Origin of the sequence: Frankia sp. CcI156 (assembly GCF_001983015.1) — a bacterium.
Lineage (GTDB): Bacteria > Actinomycetota > Actinomycetes > Frankiales > Frankiaceae > Frankia > Frankia casuarinae.
Window position 1 is genome coordinate 27909 of the sequence record NZ_MOMD01000021.1, and the last position, 17534, is coordinate 45442.

Annotated in this window: 17 protein-coding genes; 6 read left to right on the forward strand and 11 right to left on the reverse strand. The window is 71.1% G+C overall.

From position 1 onward, the window contains the following. Positions 1-137: 137 nt before the first annotated feature. The gene (locus tag CcI156_RS09500) at positions 138-572 is read right to left on the reverse strand and encodes a hypothetical protein (protein WP_011436765.1); all 435 of its coding nucleotides are present in this window, start codon (positions 570-572) and stop codon (positions 138-140) included. A 173-nt stretch (positions 573-745) separates the two neighbouring features. On the opposite strand from CcI156_RS09500, the gene CcI156_RS09505 reads away from it, so the two are divergent. The 5 genes from CcI156_RS09505 to CcI156_RS25575 are packed head-to-tail and all read left to right on the forward strand — an operon-like array spanning position 746 to position 5597. Next, positions 746-1162 carry a hypothetical protein gene (locus tag CcI156_RS09505; protein WP_011436766.1) on the forward strand — a complete coding sequence of 139 codons (417 nt, stop codon included), beginning with the start codon at positions 746-748 and terminating at the stop codon, positions 1160-1162. 8 nt (positions 1163-1170) lie between these two features. After that, positions 1171-2613 carry a relaxase/mobilization nuclease domain-containing protein gene (locus CcI156_RS24715; protein ID WP_217697684.1) on the forward strand — a complete coding sequence of 481 codons (1443 nt, stop codon included), beginning with the start codon at positions 1171-1173 and terminating at the stop codon, positions 2611-2613. 12 nt (positions 2614-2625) lie between these two features. After that, entirely contained in the window at positions 2626-2805 is a 180-nt protein-coding gene (locus CcI156_RS09515) for a hypothetical protein (protein ID WP_023840308.1), read from the forward strand. Beyond that, complete coding sequence (locus CcI156_RS09520; protein WP_076805336.1) at positions 2799-4724, forward strand: toprim domain-containing protein; 1926 nt, start codon at positions 2799-2801, stop codon at positions 4722-4724. Before CcI156_RS09515 ends, CcI156_RS09520 begins: the two co-directional genes overlap by 7 nt. A 15-nt stretch (positions 4725-4739) precedes the next feature. Then, a complete protein-coding gene (locus CcI156_RS25575) occupies positions 4740-5597 on the forward strand; it encodes a hypothetical protein (RefSeq protein ID WP_011436769.1) in 858 nt (285 codons plus the stop codon). A gap of 103 nt (positions 5598-5700) precedes the next feature. On the opposite strand, the gene CcI156_RS09530 is transcribed toward CcI156_RS25575, so the two are convergent. The 9 genes from CcI156_RS09530 to CcI156_RS09575 form a co-directional block, all read right to left on the reverse strand. Next, a complete protein-coding gene (locus CcI156_RS09530) occupies positions 5701-6753 on the reverse strand; it encodes a zeta toxin family protein (protein ID WP_076805337.1) in 1053 nt (350 codons plus the stop codon). Further along, positions 6743-7054, reverse strand: coding sequence for a hypothetical protein (locus tag CcI156_RS25580; protein ID WP_011436771.1), 312 nt, complete (start codon positions 7052-7054; stop codon positions 6743-6745). The genes CcI156_RS09530 and CcI156_RS25580 overlap by 11 nt, the downstream gene beginning before the upstream one ends. 50 nt (positions 7055-7104) lie before the next feature. Further along, positions 7105-7683: a DUF4913 domain-containing protein gene (locus CcI156_RS09540; RefSeq protein ID WP_011436772.1), complete on the reverse strand. Its 579-nt coding sequence runs from the start codon at positions 7681-7683 to the stop codon at positions 7105-7107. Beyond that, positions 7658-9466, reverse strand: coding sequence for a type IV secretory system conjugative DNA transfer family protein (locus CcI156_RS09545; RefSeq protein WP_076805338.1), 1809 nt, complete (start codon positions 9464-9466; stop codon positions 7658-7660). Before CcI156_RS09545 ends, CcI156_RS09540 begins: the two co-directional genes overlap by 26 nt. Further along, positions 9451-9906, reverse strand: coding sequence for a hypothetical protein (locus CcI156_RS09550; RefSeq protein WP_217697685.1), 456 nt, complete (start codon positions 9904-9906; stop codon positions 9451-9453). The genes CcI156_RS09545 and CcI156_RS09550 overlap by 16 nt, the downstream gene beginning before the upstream one ends. Positions 9907-9962: 56 nt before the next feature. Continuing rightward, the gene (locus tag CcI156_RS09555; protein ID WP_023840304.1) at positions 9963-10649 is read right to left on the reverse strand and encodes a recombinase family protein; all 687 of its coding nucleotides are present in this window, start codon (positions 10647-10649) and stop codon (positions 9963-9965) included. Positions 10650-10815: 166 nt separating this feature from the next. Further along, a complete protein-coding gene (locus CcI156_RS09560; RefSeq protein WP_076805339.1) occupies positions 10816-12060 on the reverse strand; it encodes a nucleotidyl transferase AbiEii/AbiGii toxin family protein in 1245 nt (414 codons plus the stop codon). 8 nt (positions 12061-12068) lie between these two features. Next, positions 12069-12314, reverse strand: coding sequence for a hypothetical protein (locus CcI156_RS09565; protein ID WP_139341463.1), 246 nt, complete (start codon positions 12312-12314; stop codon positions 12069-12071). A gap of 1078 nt (positions 12315-13392) precedes the next feature. Further along, positions 13393-15840, reverse strand: coding sequence for a Tn3 family transposase (locus CcI156_RS09575; RefSeq protein WP_076805341.1), 2448 nt, complete (start codon positions 15838-15840; stop codon positions 13393-13395). Between the two features lie 87 nt (positions 15841-15927). On the opposite strand from CcI156_RS09575, the gene CcI156_RS09580 reads away from it, so the two are divergent. Further along, positions 15928-16494, forward strand: a complete 567-nt coding sequence (locus CcI156_RS09580) for a Tn3 family transposase (protein WP_076805342.1) — start codon at positions 15928-15930, stop codon at positions 16492-16494. Here CcI156_RS09580 and CcI156_RS09585 read toward each other — a convergent pair. Further along, a complete protein-coding gene (locus CcI156_RS09585) occupies positions 16422-17306 on the reverse strand; it encodes a ZIP family metal transporter (protein WP_076805343.1) in 885 nt (294 codons plus the stop codon). The genes CcI156_RS09580 and CcI156_RS09585 overlap by 73 nt on opposite strands. Between the last annotated feature and the right edge of the window lie 228 nt (positions 17307-17534).

Consider the following 17534-nt stretch of genomic DNA (forward strand, 5'->3'; position numbering starts at 1 on the left):
CGAACCCGTCGTCTGCCGTGCACGTTTTGCGTTGTCCGTGACGCTAACGGGTGACATGCTCACATGGCGGAGCATTATGGGGGAAACAGCAGGTCCGAGGGGAGATCATGCACTTCTCTGGCTGCGTGACGTCACGATCAGGCCGAGGTTTCCGCACTGTCCGTCGCAGGGATGTCCTGCGTGGGCAGGCGGCTGTCCGCGCTGGTGGGGCGGCCTGTCGGCGCCGCCGTAGGGGTGGACGGCGAGGTACGTCGGCGCCGGGACAGCGGCGGGTAGTTCAGCGCGGCGAGCTCCTGCTCGGTCCATCCGGCGTCCACCGCGGCGGCGCGTCTGGCCGCGTAGTCGTCGTCCGCGGCCGCGATTTCCTCGACGGCGGCGTCGGTCAGAGCGCGTCCTTCGGCGCGGGCGGCGGCGAGCAGCTCGGCCGTGCGGGCCTTTGCCCGCGCGGGCCCGTCGGCGGCGTCGGCGCGCCGGGCCGCCGCGAGACCGAGGTCGCCGATCGCGGCCACCCGCCCGCCCAGTGCCTCAAGCGCCGCCTGTTCCGCGGCCTTTCGGGTTGCCTGGGTTGCCATCGCCTCACCGTCTCCTGCCGTGAAAACGCGGCGACCGCCCCGTCCAGCCGCCGCTTTGGACCGGGCCACGCTGGCAGCCGCCGCCGGGCCCTGTCACCTCAGATCGCGGCAGCAAGATATCCATCCGTCCCACGGATGGAGGGTCCGCGCCGGCGGGCGCGGACAGGGCGGCCGTGACCGGCACGAGTGGGGACGGCAGCGGCCTGTCTGCGCGGCCGCGCCGCTACCGGCCCCCGGGACAGGGCCGGGCGGTGTACCGGATACGGCTCGCGGACGACGAACTCGCCGAGTTGCGCGAGGCAGCCGGACGCGTCCAGATGAGCCTCAGCGGCTACATCGCCGAGGCAGCCCTCACCGTGGCACGCAACACGCGACCGCCGACCCAGACGCCGTGGCGGGACGCCCTGGTCCATCTGGCCGAGGCATCCGCTCAGCTACGCCGCGTGGGAGGAAACCTCAACCAGCTCGTCGCCCGCTTCCACACCGTCGGTGAGCCTCCCGCCCGGTTGGAGGAAGTGYTGCGGATCGTGCTCGCCCACGCGGAACGGGTGGAGCGGGCCGCAGACCGGACCGCCGCGAAACTTCCATGATCGGGAAGGTGGTGCGGGGGAAGGAGGTCCACGGCCTGCTCTACTACCTGTTCCGCGAGTCGRAGGAGCACGTGGACCCACATCTGGTCGGCGCCTTCGACGACCACGAACTCCTCGAACCACCACGCCTGCCTGACGGAAGCCGCGACATAGGCCCGTTGGGCCGGTGGATGAACCAGTTCATCAAACTCACCCCACCGCAGATCCGTCCGAAGGCGATCGTGTGGCATCTGTCGATCTCCGCCGCACCCGAGGACCGGACGCTCACCGACGCCGAGTGGCGGCAGGTGTGCGCGGACATGGTCGTGCGCACGGGTCTGGCCCCGGCCGACGATCCACACGGCTGCCGGTGGGCTGCGGTGCGCCACGCTGACAACCACGTCCACCTCGTCGTCGTACTGGCCCGTGGCGACGGGCGACGGGCTCATCCGGACTCCGACTACCACCGGGTAGGGGAGGTGTGCCGGGACGCAGAGATCCGCCACGGCCTCCGCCGCACCCGCCCACCCAACCGCACCGTCGGCCCCCAGACGACCCGCGCCGAACGCGAGAAAGCTGCCCGGCGTGGGCAGAAGGAGCCGGTGCGGGTCCGGCTGGCCCGCACGGTGCGCGCGGCCGCGGTGAGCGCGCATGACCGGGACAGTTTCGCCGCCGCGCTCGAGCGGGACGGGTTGCTGGTCCGCTGGCGGCACAGTGACCGGGACCCTGGTGAGATCACCGGCTACGCGGTGGCGTGGCCCGATGATCTGACCGGCGACGGGCAGCCAGTCTGGTACGGCGGGTCGAGGCTGGGCGCCGACTTGTCCCTGCCGAAACTCGCCCGCCGCTGGACCCCACCCGCGGATGGCGACGTCGCGGAGGGGCGGCGGATCGTCGATCCGGCCGCCCGCCGGCAGACGGTCGCCGACGCGGCCCGCGCCGCCCGCGTCGCTGCCGGCCATATCCACACCGCCGCCACCGATCCGGCCGCCGCGGGGACGGGGGAACCGGCCGCGCATGCCGCCGGCGACCTCGCCGGCGCCGCCGCCCACCTGTTCGGCGGAGGCGGGCCGGGTGTGCTCGACGGCGCCGCCCGCCGTCTGGTGCAGGCCGGCGCTGCCCCCTACGGCCGTACCCCCCACGCCGATGGGACTGCCGATCTGCTGCGTGGGCAGGCGCGGCTGCTGCGTGCGCTCGGGCGGATCGGCGGGCAACGCAACGATGCCGCCGAGTTGCTGCTCGCCCTGGCCGAGCTTGCCGAGGCCATCGCCCGGCTGCGCCGCGCCCAGCAGGCCCTCGACGCCGCCCGCGACGCCCAGGCCGCCGGCGATGCGCTGCGCCAGCATACCGCCGCCCTGAGCCCGCCGCGCCCCCGCACCGCCGCGGTGCGGGCTTCTACGGTGGCCGCACCGTCGCAGGACGCCCGGTCGACCCTGGCTGATCCGACGCCGCCCACCCGCCCTCACCGGTAGGAGCCGCCCGCCATGCCTGACACCGATGCCGCTCTGCGTCAGCGTCTCGATGACCAGCAGACCCTGCTCGACGCCCAGCAGCAGCAGATCGAGGATCTGACCGCCGCCTACGAGGCGCTGACCGACACTGTCGCGGCACTGCACCGCCGCCTAGCGGCGGTGGAGTCGTCGGCTGGCTCCCGGCCGTGGTGAGCGGACCGGGACCGGTCGAGCCGCAGGTCGCTGCCCACCTGTCGGCCGCGGCCGCGCAGGCGGGCAGCCGCGACGGCTGGGCCCGGTGGCTGGCGCTGGCCGGGCAGGCCCGCACGCGAGCAAACCCGGTGCGGGACGCTGCCCTGCTCGTCGACCCGCTGACCCGCCTGTTCCACGCCCGCGGCTACAGCCTCGCCGCCGGCGAGCGTGGCCAGGTGCGGATGGACCGCGTCCACCGCACGGTCACCCACCCCCCGACGTTCCTCGCGGATCTGGGGATCATGCAGGATCTCGCGCATGCCGCCGCCCACCTGATGCTGCACCCGGATCTTGGCCCGCAGGTCGACTGCGTCGGGCGGGACCGCGCCGAGGCGCTTAGCGTCGCCTACCTCGTCGCCGCCCACGCCGGTGTCCCCCTGCCCGTCCCTGATGCCCTGCCCGATCCGCGGCAGTGGGCCGCCGGAGCGGATCCGGCCGGCGTCGTCCGTGAGGCCACCCGTCGGGTGTGGAGCGCCGCCGACCGGCTGGGCCATGCTCTGGCTCCCGGCCCGCGCCCGGGTGCCCAGCAACTCCGCGAAGCACGCCGGCGCGCTAACACTCCCCGGACCGAAGGCCTTGCCACCCGGGCGCGGACGCTGCGCGTCCACGCGGACTCGTCGCTACCGCCCCCACCCCGACAGGCCAGCGCCGAGCATGCCCGGCTCTACGACGCGATCCGCGCAGCCGCCCGCTGGTACACCCTGCACCTCACCGGCGCCGCCGACGGCCCGGCCGGACGGATGCTCGCCGAGCGGGGCCTGGCCGACGTCGCGTCTGATCCGCGGTGGATGGTCGGCTACGCCCCGCCCGGCTGGACCGGGCTCGTCGACCAACTGCACGCCCTCGGGTTCACCGAGCAGGAGCTGCTCGACKCCGGCCTGGCCGCTCGTACCCGCCGCGGCACCCTGGTGGACCGGTTCCGTCACCGGCTGCTGTTCGGCCTGCGTGACCCCGACGGGCGGATCGTCGGGTTCATCGGCCGGGCGCTTGACGGGCAGACCCCGAAATACCTCAACAGCCCCACTACGGTTCTCTTCGACAAAAGTCGGCTGCTGTTCGGCCTGGCCGAGCAGCGCGACCTGCTCGCGGCCGGCGCCCGGCCGGTCGTCGTGGAGGGGCCCACCGACGTGCTCGCCGTCGCCGTCGCCGCCCGCCAGACCGGCCGGGCCCTGGCCGCGGTGGCGGCCTGCGGCACCGCGTTCACCGCCGACCACGCCCGTGTGCTGGGCTCCGCCACCCCCGGCCGGGACGGGATCACCGTCGCCCACGACCCCGACCCCGCCGGGCTGCGTGCCGCCGCCCGCGCCTACCAGGTGCTACGCGACCTCGACACCCGCCTGCACCACGCCGACCTGCCCGCCGGGGCCGACCCCGCCGGGCTGCTGGCTACCGCCGGCCCGGACGCGCTGCGCGCCGCGCTGAGCGACCCGGCGCGGCTACGGCCCCTGGCCGCCGCCGTCATTGACCAGCGCCTTGCCTGGCTCGACGACGACCACCGCCGCTTCCTCGAACATCAGTTCACCGCCCTGCGGGCGGTGGCACCGATCATCGCCACCGAGGATCCCGCGCTCGTCGGCGGACTCGTCTCCTATACCGCCGGGCGTATCGGCCTGGACGCCAGTGATGTCATCGGCGCGGTCTTCGACGCCGTCGGGGACCTGTCCGGCGCGGCGCTGGCCCGTCTGCACAGCGGCACCGGCAACCGGTCCGCCGCCGAGATCAGCGCCGCCGCTGCCCTGCCGGGTGCCGGGGGGCCGCGGGCCGCGGCGGCGCTCGCCGCCGCCTACCCGTCCTCCACCCGCCCTGTCCTTGCCGCCCTGTCCCTGCCGCCCCGGCCCGCCTCGGTGGACACCGCCGCCGACCAGTCCCGTGCCCGCTGACCTGGAGTCCCTTTCGTGACCGACCCGCAGCCCACCCAGGCACCCCCCAGCTACCCGGATCCACTGACCGACGCCGTCAGCGCCGCCGCCGAGAAATCGATCGGAGCGCTGACCGCCGTCACGTTCGCCGCGCAGATCCTCGTCGAACGCAAATCCGGAAAGACCGAGCAGGAAACCGCCCGGCTCCGCGACCAGCAGGACGCCTGGGCCTCCCACCACCATGCCCGCCGCTTCCCTCACGGCGACGGTCCGGGCAACAGCGCCGACCGAGACGGGTCCGCGCGGGACCGCGGCGCCGATCGGCAGGACTCTGCCGCCCGGCAGCACCGCACCACCGACCTGCCTGCCGAGGACCGGGCCGCCGCCAAACAGGCCGTCAGCGCGGTGTTCGCGGACAGGCCCGCGCTACGGGACGCGATCCGCGAGGCGGACGCGTTCGACGCGTTCGCCCGCCGGCTCACCACACTTGCCCGCGACCTGTCCCTGCATCCCGCCGACGTGCTCCGCCATGCCCGCGGCATGGCCGGCGGACTGGAACGGCGGGACGCAGCGACAGCCGCGGCGACGTTGCACGCCCGCCTCGGCTGGCTGGCCGACCCCACCACCGCCCCCCGCTGGGCCCAGCAGCGGGCGCAAAAAGCGCACAACGCCGCCCACCGACAGGATCGTGTGACCTCGCGCAGCCCGCAGCCCCGCCGCCCCACCACCTCCTCCCAGACCCGGCAGAGCCGCGGCGGCTCCGCCGGGCAGACCCGCCGCGCCGCCTACCCCGCCAGCCCGCTTCGCCCCACCCCACCCACCGGCCCCGCCAGCCCACCCCGCACCCCAGAGGCCGGCCCCACGCCACCCCGCACGGCCGGTCCACGCCGCTGACCCCCAGCCGGACCGCGCGAGGCGGCTACGGCTGTGACGGGTCTCCTGCTGCGGCGAGTCCTCGAGGAGGCAGGCAAGAATGCTGATCATTACGGCATTGTCATTACCGGCGGGGGTGGCCCTCTTGGTGGGGCGATGGTGGAGACGGGGGCTGCATCCGCTGGTTGCTCTCCTGCCGCACTCTCGCGGTTGCTATCGATTGGAGGGGTCGAGGRAAGCCGGCRGCCAGGGTGCCACCGGCCAGGCAGGGCAGGAGGTCCGTCGCTGGGAGAGGGGAGTTCGTCCAGGGGGCGGCCAGCAGCGGACGGGCCAGGTCGATCACGTCCTCCACCATCTCTTTCTCGACCGTGGCCCGTGCCAGCGCATGTACTCTGCGCGCGGCCTGCGCAAAGCGGCGTGTTTCGGTGGGGGTCCATGTCCGGGTTCGTTCGGTGTGGATCGCTGCAGCCGTCCGCGGAGGGTGCCGCCACAACCCGTCGGGCTCGCGACTGTTCAGGTACAGAGACGTGTTTSCGCGACGGAACACGCTGGTGGTGTGCACGGGAACTGTTCGGAGATCGATGGCGTCTGCTTCACGAAGAATCGCCTCGAAGCAGGCGTCGTGAATGGTTGGATCGATCGGYCGGCCGTAACCGTGTGCGGCGACCTGCGTCCAGTACCGGTCTAACACCCCCAGCCGGCTCAGCGCCGCGGGGACGGCGAGAAAGGCCACCTCGACGCGGTAGCCGGCCGCGGCGAAACGCCGCGCCGGATGTTCGAACTCGTCCGGAAGTCGCATCGCCGACTCCATGAGCACGTCGATGCGGTGGTCGATAGCCCATTCCTGGGCCTTCTGCATCCACCGGCGTCCGTCGATGYTGGTGTAGGCGCCGGCTGTGGTGTCGTCCGCTGCCATGAGCGACGGGTACATCGGGTGATACGGCTTGAGAACATCCAGGTCGATGTGGATGGCTCCGCCGCGCCGGTCGAGCGCCTGAGCCACCATGAGCGCCGTGGCGGTCTTACCGGCACCCGTCTGTGCTGCGAGGAACACCACGACCGGMGCGGCCTGCCTCGGCCGTCCGGCATACTCCGTTGGAACGATCAGATCATGGAAGATCTGGTCGTTGCGGGCCTCGGACAGCCGGTAGCGCTCCCGGTCAACATCACTGGCCACGCATCGACTCCAGGTAGCGCAGTGCCGCGGCGGAGGCACGCCGCGCCTCGGTGACGGCCTGCGGGTCGTCGGGGCGCAGCTCCCGCCGGAGGTCGGCAAATGCCTTCATCTGCTGCCGCCACCCCGCGACGTCTGTGGGGCTGGAACCTCCCGGGTCGTCGGCCGCAGCCGACACCAGCGAGGCGTAGCCCCCCACAACCTGGTTGATCTCCTCGACCGCAGTCTCACAGGACGCCGCAGTGGCGTCATGCCATTCGAAGGCTGTAAGGCCACCCACGACGGACTCTTCGGTGTTCTCCATGCTGTCTTTCTCCTCTCCCGCCGGTCAGTGAGACAGGATTCTCCACGCCCTTATTTCAGATAGGCGCCGGCATCGCCGTCGTGGCCGTAGGGGTCGTTGACCTCCGGGGCGCCGGCGGGCCAGCCGGCGGATGGGGGGACGGTACGCAGGGACTGGTCGGGTTCATGGGGGTGGGTGGCGCGGTCGGGGTTGCAGCGGGCGAACGGGCCGGTGGGGCTCATCAGCCGGTGCAGGTGGGGGTAGAGGTGGTGGGTCAGCCAGTCGGAGATGCCGGTCTGCGGGTTGAGTCGGAAGTGTTCGAAGGTGCGCCAGCAGGCCTCGAGGATGAGGCCGGCTTCGGTGTGGTCCCACCAGTGGGGGCACCAGCGGAACTCCCCGCCGAGTGGCCGGGCGAAGGCGGGGGCGAAGAACTGTTCGACGAACGCGACCACGTCCGGGTAGAGCGGGTCGGCCTGTTCCTGCTGTTCCTGTCCGCGGCTGTCGGCGCTGCCCGCCGGGGCGGTCGGGGTGCTGGTGAGGTCGCTGAAAGCGGCGTCGTGGTCGTCGATGGCGGTTTCCAGGCGGGCCAGGCGGGCGGTGAGCGCGTCGAGTGTCACCTGCAGGTCAGAGGTGGGTGAGGGGGCTGTCATCGGTCTCCTCCTCGCCGGCGGGGTGGGCGCCGGTGGCGCGGGCGGTCAGGGTGGCTTCGGCGGTACGGATGGCGGCGGTGATCTCGGTGGCGCGGGGGCCGGTGTACCAGGGGCGCAGGGCGATCGCGGCGATGCGGGAGCCGGTGGCGAGCAGCAGCGCGCGGCCTTTGGGGATGGCGCGGATGTCGGCGGCCTCCAGGATGCGCTGGCGGCGGCTGCTGACCGTGCTGGAGGCACCCTGCGCGGAGTAGCTGATCGAGGTGGTGTCGACGTCGTGGTCGCCGACGAGGCGGGAGAGGTCGTCGGCGAGGCGGGGGTCGTCGATGCCCGCGCCGATGATTTTGATGGTGGCCGCCGACCACAGGGCGTCCATGCCGGCCTCGCCCCAGACGCGCACACCTTGGCGGTAGGACTGCAGGATGGTCAGGGGGACGATGCCGCGGCTGCCGAGGTGGGAGTACAGGTCGGGCAGGTCGGCGATCTTGCAGATGTTCGCGGCTTCGTCGAGGACGAKGGCGAGCGGCGGGTCGAGGCGGCCGCCGGTGCGTTCGGCGGCGGTGACGGCCGCGCGGACGATCTGGTCGGTCAGCGCGGCGACCAGCGGGCTGGCGGCGCCTTCGTCGGTTTTGGACAGCAGGTGCAGCACGTCGCGGCTGGCGGGGATCGTGGTCACGTCGAGGTGACGGTCGGTGTGGCCGGGGGTGACCCAGGCGAGGATCCGGTCGTTGCGTAGGCAGCGGGCGGCGGCGCGGGCGGTTTCGTAGACGCCTTCGCGGGTTTCGGGGGCGCCGGCCTGCCGTCCGCGCAGCCCGGCGGCGACGGCCGGGTAGCCGCCGGCGGCGAGGAGTTCGGCGGGGACGGGGCTGGCGGAGTCGTTGAGCCATTCGTAGACGTCGAGCAGGGTGCGCCCGCTGGTGGCGGCGGCGAGGAACAGGGCGGCGAGCAGGTCCCCGGCGGCGGCCTGCCAGAAGTCCCCGCCGGTTTTCTCCCCGCGGATCTCCTGGAGGAAATGCCCGGCGAGCCGGTCGGCGTCCTCGACGGCGTGCACGGCGGCGAGCGGGTTCCACCACCAGGTCTGGGGGGCGTGGGCGATGGCCTGCGGGTCGAACGTCCACACCCGGCGGCCGTCGCCGGCCCGCACCTGTGCGGTGGCGGCCCACAGGTCGGCCTTGTTGCCGGTGGCGAGTACCGGGCCCGGCGCGGCGAGGGTCATCGGGATCGCCAGCGCCGTGGTTTTCCCGGCCCGGGGAGCCATGACCGCCAGGAGCACGTCCTCCCAGGATGCGCGTAGCGGCAGCCCGCGGGGCAGCAGGTCACCGAGGAGCAGGCCGGCGTCGTCACCGAGCCGGCGGGCATCGGCATCCGACAGGGAGGGGCGCAGCGCGCGGGCACGGTCGGCGGCGCCGGCAGGGGTGAGCGTGGCCAGGTCGGCCGGGTCGGCGAGGGAGGGCAGGGCAAGCCGCCAGGGTGCCGAGCGGCGCCGACGCCGCCGTGCCCGGCGCACGGCGCGCACGGCGACGACGGCCAGGGCGGTGGCGGCGGCGAGGGCCAGCACGGCGAACACCACAACCCACCCGGCCGGGGTTGCGCCGGTGGCCCGGGTGGCGTCGCCGGCGAGCACGGCGGTGACGAACGCGCCGAACGCCGGTGGATGGCCGCCCCCGACGACGGCCGCCAGGCGGACGGTCATCCATGCCAGCCAGCCGACGCCGATGCTGCCCCACAGGCCGCCGAGGATCACCCAGGGCAGGACCGGCCCGCGGCCGTTCACCGCACGTCCCACATTGCCGCGTCGCGGATCGCGGCGTCGGAGTCGTACAGCTCCGCCTCGGCGGGCAGCAGGGTCATCTGCACGGGTATCCCGAGCCTCCCCCCGGTTTTGATCAGGTATTTGCCGCGGCCGGGGTGGCGGGCGCCGGCCCGCCAGGAGTCCGGCGCGCTCCAGGAGGTGACGAGCTGTTCCTCGGCGTCGGTCAGCGGGGTGATCTGCTGGACGCGGGCGAGTTCGCGGGGCGGCAGGCCGGCGAGCACGGTGATCGCGGCCCGGTCGATGAAGCCGGCGGCCTTGGCCCGGTCCTCCTCGGTGGGTAGCGCGTCGAGGTCGGCCAGCGAATGGGTGACCATGAGGCTGGCCATGCCGCGGGCCCGGTTGAGCCGGGTGAGCGCGTCGGCGTGCTCGACGAGGCCGGGGGCGCCGCGCAGCGCCHGCCACAGCTCGTCCATGACCGCAAGATGGGGTGCCGGTAAGAAACGTGTCACCAGCCGCAAACGGCGATGATCTAGCTGGCCTGCGGCGGGGCGGCGTCGAGCTGGTGGCGGGTCCGGCCGGCGGCGCGGAGTTCGCGGAGGTCGGGGATGTGGTTGTAGAGGGTGCCGGGGCTGACACCGAGGAGCTTCGCGATCGAGGTGACGCTGGCGTCCGGGTTGGGGAGCATGTCGCGGGCGGCGCGGATGATCTCTGGGGTGGCGACGGTGGGCCGGCCRCCGACGCGGCCGCGTTCACGGGCGGCGGCCAGGCCCTCGCGGGTTCCAGTAACGATGAGCTCGCGGATGAACTCGGCCAGCGCCGCGAACACGTGGAACACGAGCCGGCCGCCGGGGGTGGTGGTGTCGAGGTTATCGTGCAGGGAGGTGAACCCGACGCCGCGGCGGCGTAGGTCGCCCACGGTGGTGATCAGGTCTTGCAGGGAGCGGGAGAGCCGGTCGAGGGCGGGCACGACGAGCGTGTCCCCGGGCTGGGCGAAGGCCAGGCAGGCGGTGAGCTGGGGGCGGTCGGTGTCGCGGCCGGACTGCTTCTCGGCGAAGATCCGCCGGCAGCCGGCGGCGGTGAGCGCGTCGATCTGGCGCTCGAGCTTCTGCCCGCCGGTCGACACCCGGGCGTAGCCGATCCGGATGTGGGTGAGCACCGCCGGCTCGGCGGCGAGGAACTTCGCGGGCTCGAAAGCTGCGGTCACGACCGCGATCATCTCAGCAAACGGTCCCGCCGGGGTTGTTGACGGTGCCGGTTTTTGAAGGAGTTTTTGACGACTCCAGGACTGTTGTGGATCATCTCGGGCCGAGCTTCAGGAAACGTAGGTTTCTTGAAGCTCGGCTACTTCCAGGGTGGCGCAGAAACGCTGCGAAGCAAGTCCTCTATCGCGTTGGTGGCCGGGGCGCCTGGCCCGGGTGAGGCGGGAGCGTGCGAGGCTGCGCGGGCGGGGTCCGTGGACCGGGTCTGAGAGATGGTGGCCGGGGGAATGCCAGCGCGTGGAGATCCGAGCGGGGAGGGGACCAGCCGCGTCCTGGTGCCCAGGTGCTGGTCGGAGACGCTGTGGTCAGCTCTGCCACGAAGCCTGCCGCGGCGCGTTCCATCGCGTCGAAGTCGGGGTAGCGCGCGAGCTGTGGCTGGTCGGCCTTGAACGTGTTCACCGCCGACCGCCAGGGAACGTCGAGTTCACCGGGTCTGCGGCCGGCTCCGTAGACGTGGTAGGGATKGGGCAGGCCATCGCGGCCGAAGCGGACCTGGTTGTTGACCTCAAGCGCCTCCCGCATGTGACGGGCCTCCACGGAACAGGTACGGATCATGTAGTGGATGTCGAAGAGGTCCTTGTAGCGGTGGCGAGGGCCAGGTGCGACCTGGCGGGACGAACCGGGGGCTGGCCCRCTCAGCATGGAGATCTTGTCTGCGAGCTGGCTGGCCGTGGGGTACATCATGGGGGTAACGGGCGCCAGGCCGGGCACGGCGATGCCAACGATGGACCGTTCGGCGTGGTGGGCCGGGCCGAACAGAGGAACCCGGTCGGGCGGCTTGATGTCGATCTCAAGTCCGATTGGGTCGTCGACGGGACGTGCCTGGCCGGGCCCGTATCTCGGGTCGATCGGCTGGGCGACGATCACTCCCATGATTTTCCCGCTGTCGTAGACCCTGACATCGGCGCTGTAGCGGACCAGTCCTCCAAGGCCCAGCCCACGCTCAGCTCGGGCGGTGTCGCCCGCGTTCACCGTGACCGCATCCACAGCCTGCTTGACATGAACGCCGTAGGATTCCGTGATGTCGAGAGCGCACAGGYCCAGATCGAACGCGGATCGGGCCATCACATACGCGGGATGGATTTCGTTCGGCTGAGCGGGAAGAAAGTCGGCAGGCCACGAGAAGTCTGTGGCGGGCCGGGAAGGAAGCGCCAGCGAACCGAAGATGATCCAGTCGTGCGGGGTTCGGTTCATGAGGCGCGCTGCGAAGTCCCCGGTCAAGATCTGGTGAAGTGCGCGGTCGGCATTGAACTCCGCTGCGCGAGCCCGATCGGTGACGTAGGAACGGAACTCCGACCATGAGGGGAACGCCTCACGGAACTCCGGCCCGATGTGGGAGTCGGGATTATGGCTGTCTGTGTCGGCCATGGGCTTGACTAGCGCTGCGGGTGGGCGGGGAAGTCTACGCTGTCCTCGTCCGCCGCACGCAGAATCGACTCCAACGAACYCGCGGTTTCACCGCTGTAGGGCGATGTCCTGGCGGTTACTTCCAGACCTCGAGCCAACTCGGTCTCGTTCGCTAGGTGGGTGCGCAGAAAGGCGTSGGCGACGCGGCCGAGTTCGGCGAGGTCGAACCGCCCGCTGTAGGTTAGATCGCGCAATGTGCGTGCGGGAGTGGTCACAAAAAGATCGGACCGGGTCGTCCACTCATCGGCAGCTACCTCGCCAGAGTGCAGGACGATGCCAGGATGAGAGCTCCTTGGCCGGGCTGGGCCAGCGGGAAGCGTGAACTCCACGCCGAGTCCCGGCCGGTCACCAATCCCGTAGACCCGCAGCGCCGTGGCATGGGAGACAACGCCGCACCCCGGGGCATCCCGCAGCCACCCCGGCCGCTCCGGATCCARCATCAGCCACTGGCTGTACAGCCGCGGAAAAAGATGCCTCCCACCAGCGCGAATACGCATCACCCCCTCGATGACAGGCTCAACGACCCCTGCTTCTTTGAAACGCCCAAGCTCGACGACGGAGACACCGGCTCTCTCCGCTTGCCGCTCCGTGACACACCCCCACTGACCTTCAGCCAAATCACATAGCGTAGCGACCCGATCGATCATGTGCTTATGCTAACGTATGGCGCCCGTTGGTGTAGACCGCGCAGACACAGCGCAGGGCACGGAGGGCGTGGACATGAGCAGCGAATGGCTTACCACGTTGGAAAGCGGTGAGGAACCCCACGTTCTCCATCDAATGCGCACTGGATGGGCAGTGCTAGGCAGCACGCAGCATCTCCCCKGCTACTGCCTGCTCGTCTACGCCGGATCGGCAAACCATCTGACTGACYTTCCCCGCCCAGAACGAATGGACTTCCTTTTTGACCTGTCCCTTCTCGGCGAGGCCGTCTYGCAGGTATGCGCGGCTCGGGACGAAGACTTTCTGCGGATCAACTACGAAGTGCTGGGGAACCTCTGGCCGCATCTCCACGGCCATGTACACGCACGTTACAGGTGGGAGGAGGAGAGTCTCCGGGTCGGCCCCGTTTACCTATATGGCGCGGAGCGGACGAAGAAGGAACACGCGATTAGCGCGGCACACAACCAKCTTCACGCCGATCTACGAGCGGCACTATCCACCCTCACACGCGACGCGTATGGCACGTGACGAGCGTCGTTGAACTCTCCTGGCGAGGGATGCGGTTACCAGCCGGACCCGGCATGTCTCAGTCTCTTCCCCCCGACCCGAGGCATGCCRGGCTGTTCGGGTCTACACCAGCGGCGCCGCGGCGGACACGCTGAGTGTCAGGCGGCTGGTCATGTCGAGTTTCACCTCGCCGTACGGGGCGACGTGCGTCCAGAATAACGGGGTCAGGCCGCGCCGGTCGGCGTCGGTGAGCTGCTCGGCCCAGGCGTCGTCGGCGAGGACGTCCTGGACCATGAGCGTGTTGACGTAGACCAGGGCGGCCTGCAGGACCCGTAGGSAGAGGACGGAGAGTTCCTGTTCGTCGCGGCGGTTGGTGGCGATGTCGCCGCCCTTGCCGAAGAAGATKACGCTGTTGGCGCGGTTCCAGGACTCGACGACGTTGAGGCCTTCGCCGATCTCGCGTTGCAGGTCCCGGTCGCGTAGGTAGCGGGCGACGAACAGGGTCCGCTGCGCCCGCCCGACCTCGATCATGGCCTGGTAGGTGGGGTGGATCGCGTTGGTCCGGGTGAAGCGGCGCAGGATCGCCTCGGCGGAGGCGGTGCCGGTCCGGATCGCGGTGGCGTATTTGATCATCTGGTCGTACTGTTCGGCGACGACATCCCAGCGGATCGGCCGGGTCAGCGCCGGACCGAGCCGCGGGTAGGCGTCCGGTTCGCCAGCAGCCGGCCGGTAGAGCCGAACCTTGTTGATCCGCTTGATACGTGGGAGCAGGTCGAAGCCGAGCAGACGGGTGATCCCGAAGCCGATCTCGGACTGGCCGTGGGAGTCGACGTAGGTGCCCTCGACMTCCATCGCCGTACCGTGCCGGATCGCGCCCTCGACCATCGCCGCGACCTCGGACGCGGTGCAGCTGATCAGCTGAGAGTGGATCGCCATGCTTTTACGTTCGACGTGCCAGTAGATCAGCACGCCGCGGCCGCCGTAGCGGGAGTGCCACTCGGTGAAGATGTTCTGGTCGAACGCGCCGAAGTGCGTCGAGTCGCTGGCCACCGCGGTGGAGCCGGAGCCCCAGACCTGCTGCGCCCGGGCGGCGAAGGTGGCGTTGGCGATCTCGACGGCGACCGTGCGGGCGAGCTCGGCGGTCAGATACCGGCGGCGCACGTAGCGCAGGTCGTCCTCGCTGTGGCCGTTCTGCGCGTTGCCGGCGACCGCGCGGATGCCGGTGTTGGTGCCGTAGGCGTAGATCGCGAGCATCAGCCGTTCGGCGAGCACCTCGGGGGCCAGGTCGCCACGGCCGGCCATGGTGGTCGCGGTCGCGAGGCAGCCGGTGCGCAGGACCGCCTCCTTGAGCATGTCGATCAGGGGGACGGTGCCCCACYGGGTCCGCACCTCGGCCTTGAGGCGGCGCAGGTTGCGCGGTTCGGGTGCGGCGTCGAGGTCGGTCAGCCGGATCGGGCCGTTCCTGCCCCGCTCGGCGATCTCCAGCCAGGGCAGCTTCGGCAGCGCGGTGTCGAGCGCCGCGAGTTCGGTCCGCATCTCCTCACGTAGCTGGTCGATGAAGGCGGTCGGGTCCAGCGGCTTACGCAGGGCGGCGTAGTGCGTGGCGCGCTGGGCCTCGAAGTCGGCTGGCAGGTCTTCATCGGGGTTGCGCCACTTCTCCGCGCCGACGACCCAGATCTCCTTGCAGCGCAGGCTGTCGCACAGGGCCTGGAAGGTGCAGATCTCGTAGACGCCGCGGACGACCCGCTTCGGGCCCTTGGCCGGGTCGGTGAACACCAGCTCGTTCCAGTCGCCCAGCAGCCCCTTGTGCGTCGGGACCGTCTCCCCGACGGGGAGGTACGTCAGCCGGGTGTCGGCGTATCGGCGGATCAGGTCGAGGGCGTCGAGGACCGGCCGGTGGGTGTCGTTGTTCGACCGGAACTCCAACACRTCGAGCAGCGCGATCAGCCCGCGCCGGTAGTGGTTCGAGTACGACGCCTTCAGCGTGGTCCGCACGGTGCGCCGGTACACCGGCCCCTTCGTCTTGAACTCGGCCACCAGCTCCCGCAGCGTCTGCTCCCCACCCGCGACCGCCGGGAACACCACCTCACGGACCGGCTCGTCCGGACTGCTGAGCGAGGCCTCAGCGATCGCGAACAGGATGTTCTCCTTGCCGGTCACCCGCTTGAACGCGTTGATCAGCTCCTCGGTGACCTTCCGGTCCGCCCGCGCGCCGATCCGGTGCACCGTCGAGATCAGCAACTCCACCAGCGTGTCAGTGATCTCCCCGTGCYGGTGGTGCAGCAAGGCCGCGAGCAATGTCAGCATCAGCGGGTCGGGATGGTCACGCAGGTGCGACGGGGACTCCACCGCGGCCCGGGTCCGCCACGCCGCGACGACCCGCGGGGCGACATCGGCGAACAGACCGTCGGGCAGGTCGACCGCGCGGACCGCACGCAGCTTACGGATCTCGGTCAGCATCGAGTCCAGGCTGACGTTGCCCGGCACCGACTTGATCAACGCCAGCACCGACTCCTGACCGGTGTCGTCGTCCGGGACATCGACCGCGACCAGGGCGCGGATCAGCCACATCTACCAGAACTACGTACGGGCCGAGACGCACGCCGCCGCGAACGCCCCGCTGATCGCCGGGCAGGCCGACATCGCCACCGCGCAGGCGTGGGGCGGGGCCTGGTCGCCGCGGTCGACGGCACCCGGTTCGTCGTGCCGGTCCGCTCGATCCACGCCCGGCCGAACCCGAAGTACTTCGGCCGGCGTAAGGGCGCCACCTACCTCACCATGGTCAACGACCAGGGCGTGGAGGTGGCCGGAATGGTGCTGTCGGGCACGCCGCGGGACTCGCTGCATGCCATCGACCYGATGTACCGCAGGATCTTCAAGACCCTGCACGTGCTGGCCTACGTCGACGCCGAGTCCTACCGGCGAGCTATCAAACGGATGCGCAACCTGCAGGAAGGCCGCCACGGCCTGGCTAAGCACGTCTTCCACGGCCGGCGCGGGGAACTACGCGAGCCGTACCACGCCGGCATGGAAGACCAGCTCGGCGCGCTCGGCCTGGTCATCAACTGCATCACGTTATGGAACACGGTCTACCTGGACGCGGCGTTGGACAAGCTGTGCGCCGAGGGCTACCCCGTCAACGGGCCGACGGGTCAGGCACCGCCTGCGGTGRCGACGGCGTCGGTGAGGAACCCGGCGGTAAGCCCAGCCAGGATCCCGACGTAGAGCAGGTCCTTGCRGCCGAGGCGCGACGCCACCCCGATGAGCTGCACGACGACGTAGAGGATCGAACCCGCCGCCAGCGACAGGAAGATCACGCTCAGCGGGTCGCTGGTGAACTGCCGGCCGATGGCAGTGCCCGCCACGGTGGGACCGCCTCCGATGAGCCCACACAGCAGCAGGAAGCCCCAGCCGGGCCGGTCGGTCTCGGCGGCGAGCGGCGCGACGATCCCGAAACCTTCGGTTGCGTTGTGTAGCGCGAAGCCGATCACGAGGAGGGTGGCCAGGGCGATCTCACCCCGGCCGGCGCTGCCGCCGATGGCCAACCCCTCACCGAAGTTGTGCAGGCCGATGCCCACGGCGATGGTCATCGCGAGCCGGCGGGCCGGGGAATGGCCTGACTCGACCGGCGGTGTGCGTGCGGTGAGCTCGTCGGCCGCCATGGCACCCGGCCCGACGCGACGCGGCCGCCCGGCCGCATCGACGGGCTGTGGCCGGTGAGAACGGCGCGCGAGCGCACGTTCGTAGCCGAGCAGGCCCAGGAGCCCGATGGAAAGGCCGCCCAGAAACAACGCTCCGTACCCGAAGACTGGCGCGAGGCCGCCCGTGTGGTCATGCACCTTGCCCAGCGCGGCGTCGAGAGGCTCCCAGGCGTGCGCGAGCACGTCCCACACCAGGAAGATCAGGATACCGACCGCTGYCGCGTTGAGAAACTGGCTCACGGCCGGCATCGGCCGGCGCAGCCGGCCCAGCGGAAGACCGAGCAGGATCGTCACGCCCGCGACTAACCCGAGAATCAGTGTCCGTGTCTCGCTCACATCAGCCCCGTCGTCGTGTCCCCCACCGATGGAGCCGAAGCTTAGGTTAACCTCAGCTACGACACAAGCATGCGATCGCAAGCCGCGCTTGCCGCGGGAAGCAGCACCCGGACGTGCCCCGGCGCACGCCGATCCGGCGAGGCCGGCGACGTCATCTGGCACGAGTTCATGGGCGAAGTGGGCCGAGACCGGCCCGGCCGTACACCCTCCACGGCTATGAGCTGTTCA

Excerpts from the sequence above, each read along its gene's own strand:
- CcI156_RS09540 (WP_011436772.1), bottom strand. The coding sequence starts at position 7,683 with ATGACAGCCCCCTCACCCACCTCTGACCTGCAGGTGACACTCGACGCG.
- CcI156_RS09500 (WP_011436765.1), bottom strand. The coding sequence starts at position 572 with ATGGCAACCCAGGCAACCCGAAAGGCCGCGGAACAGGCGGCGCTTGAG.
- CcI156_RS09515 (WP_023840308.1), top strand. The coding sequence starts at position 2,626 with ATGCCTGACACCGATGCCGCTCTGCGTCAGCGTCTCGATGACCAGCAG.
- CcI156_RS25580 (WP_011436771.1), bottom strand. The coding sequence starts at position 7,054 with ATGGAGAACACCGAAGAGTCCGTCGTGGGTGGCCTTACAGCCTTCGAA.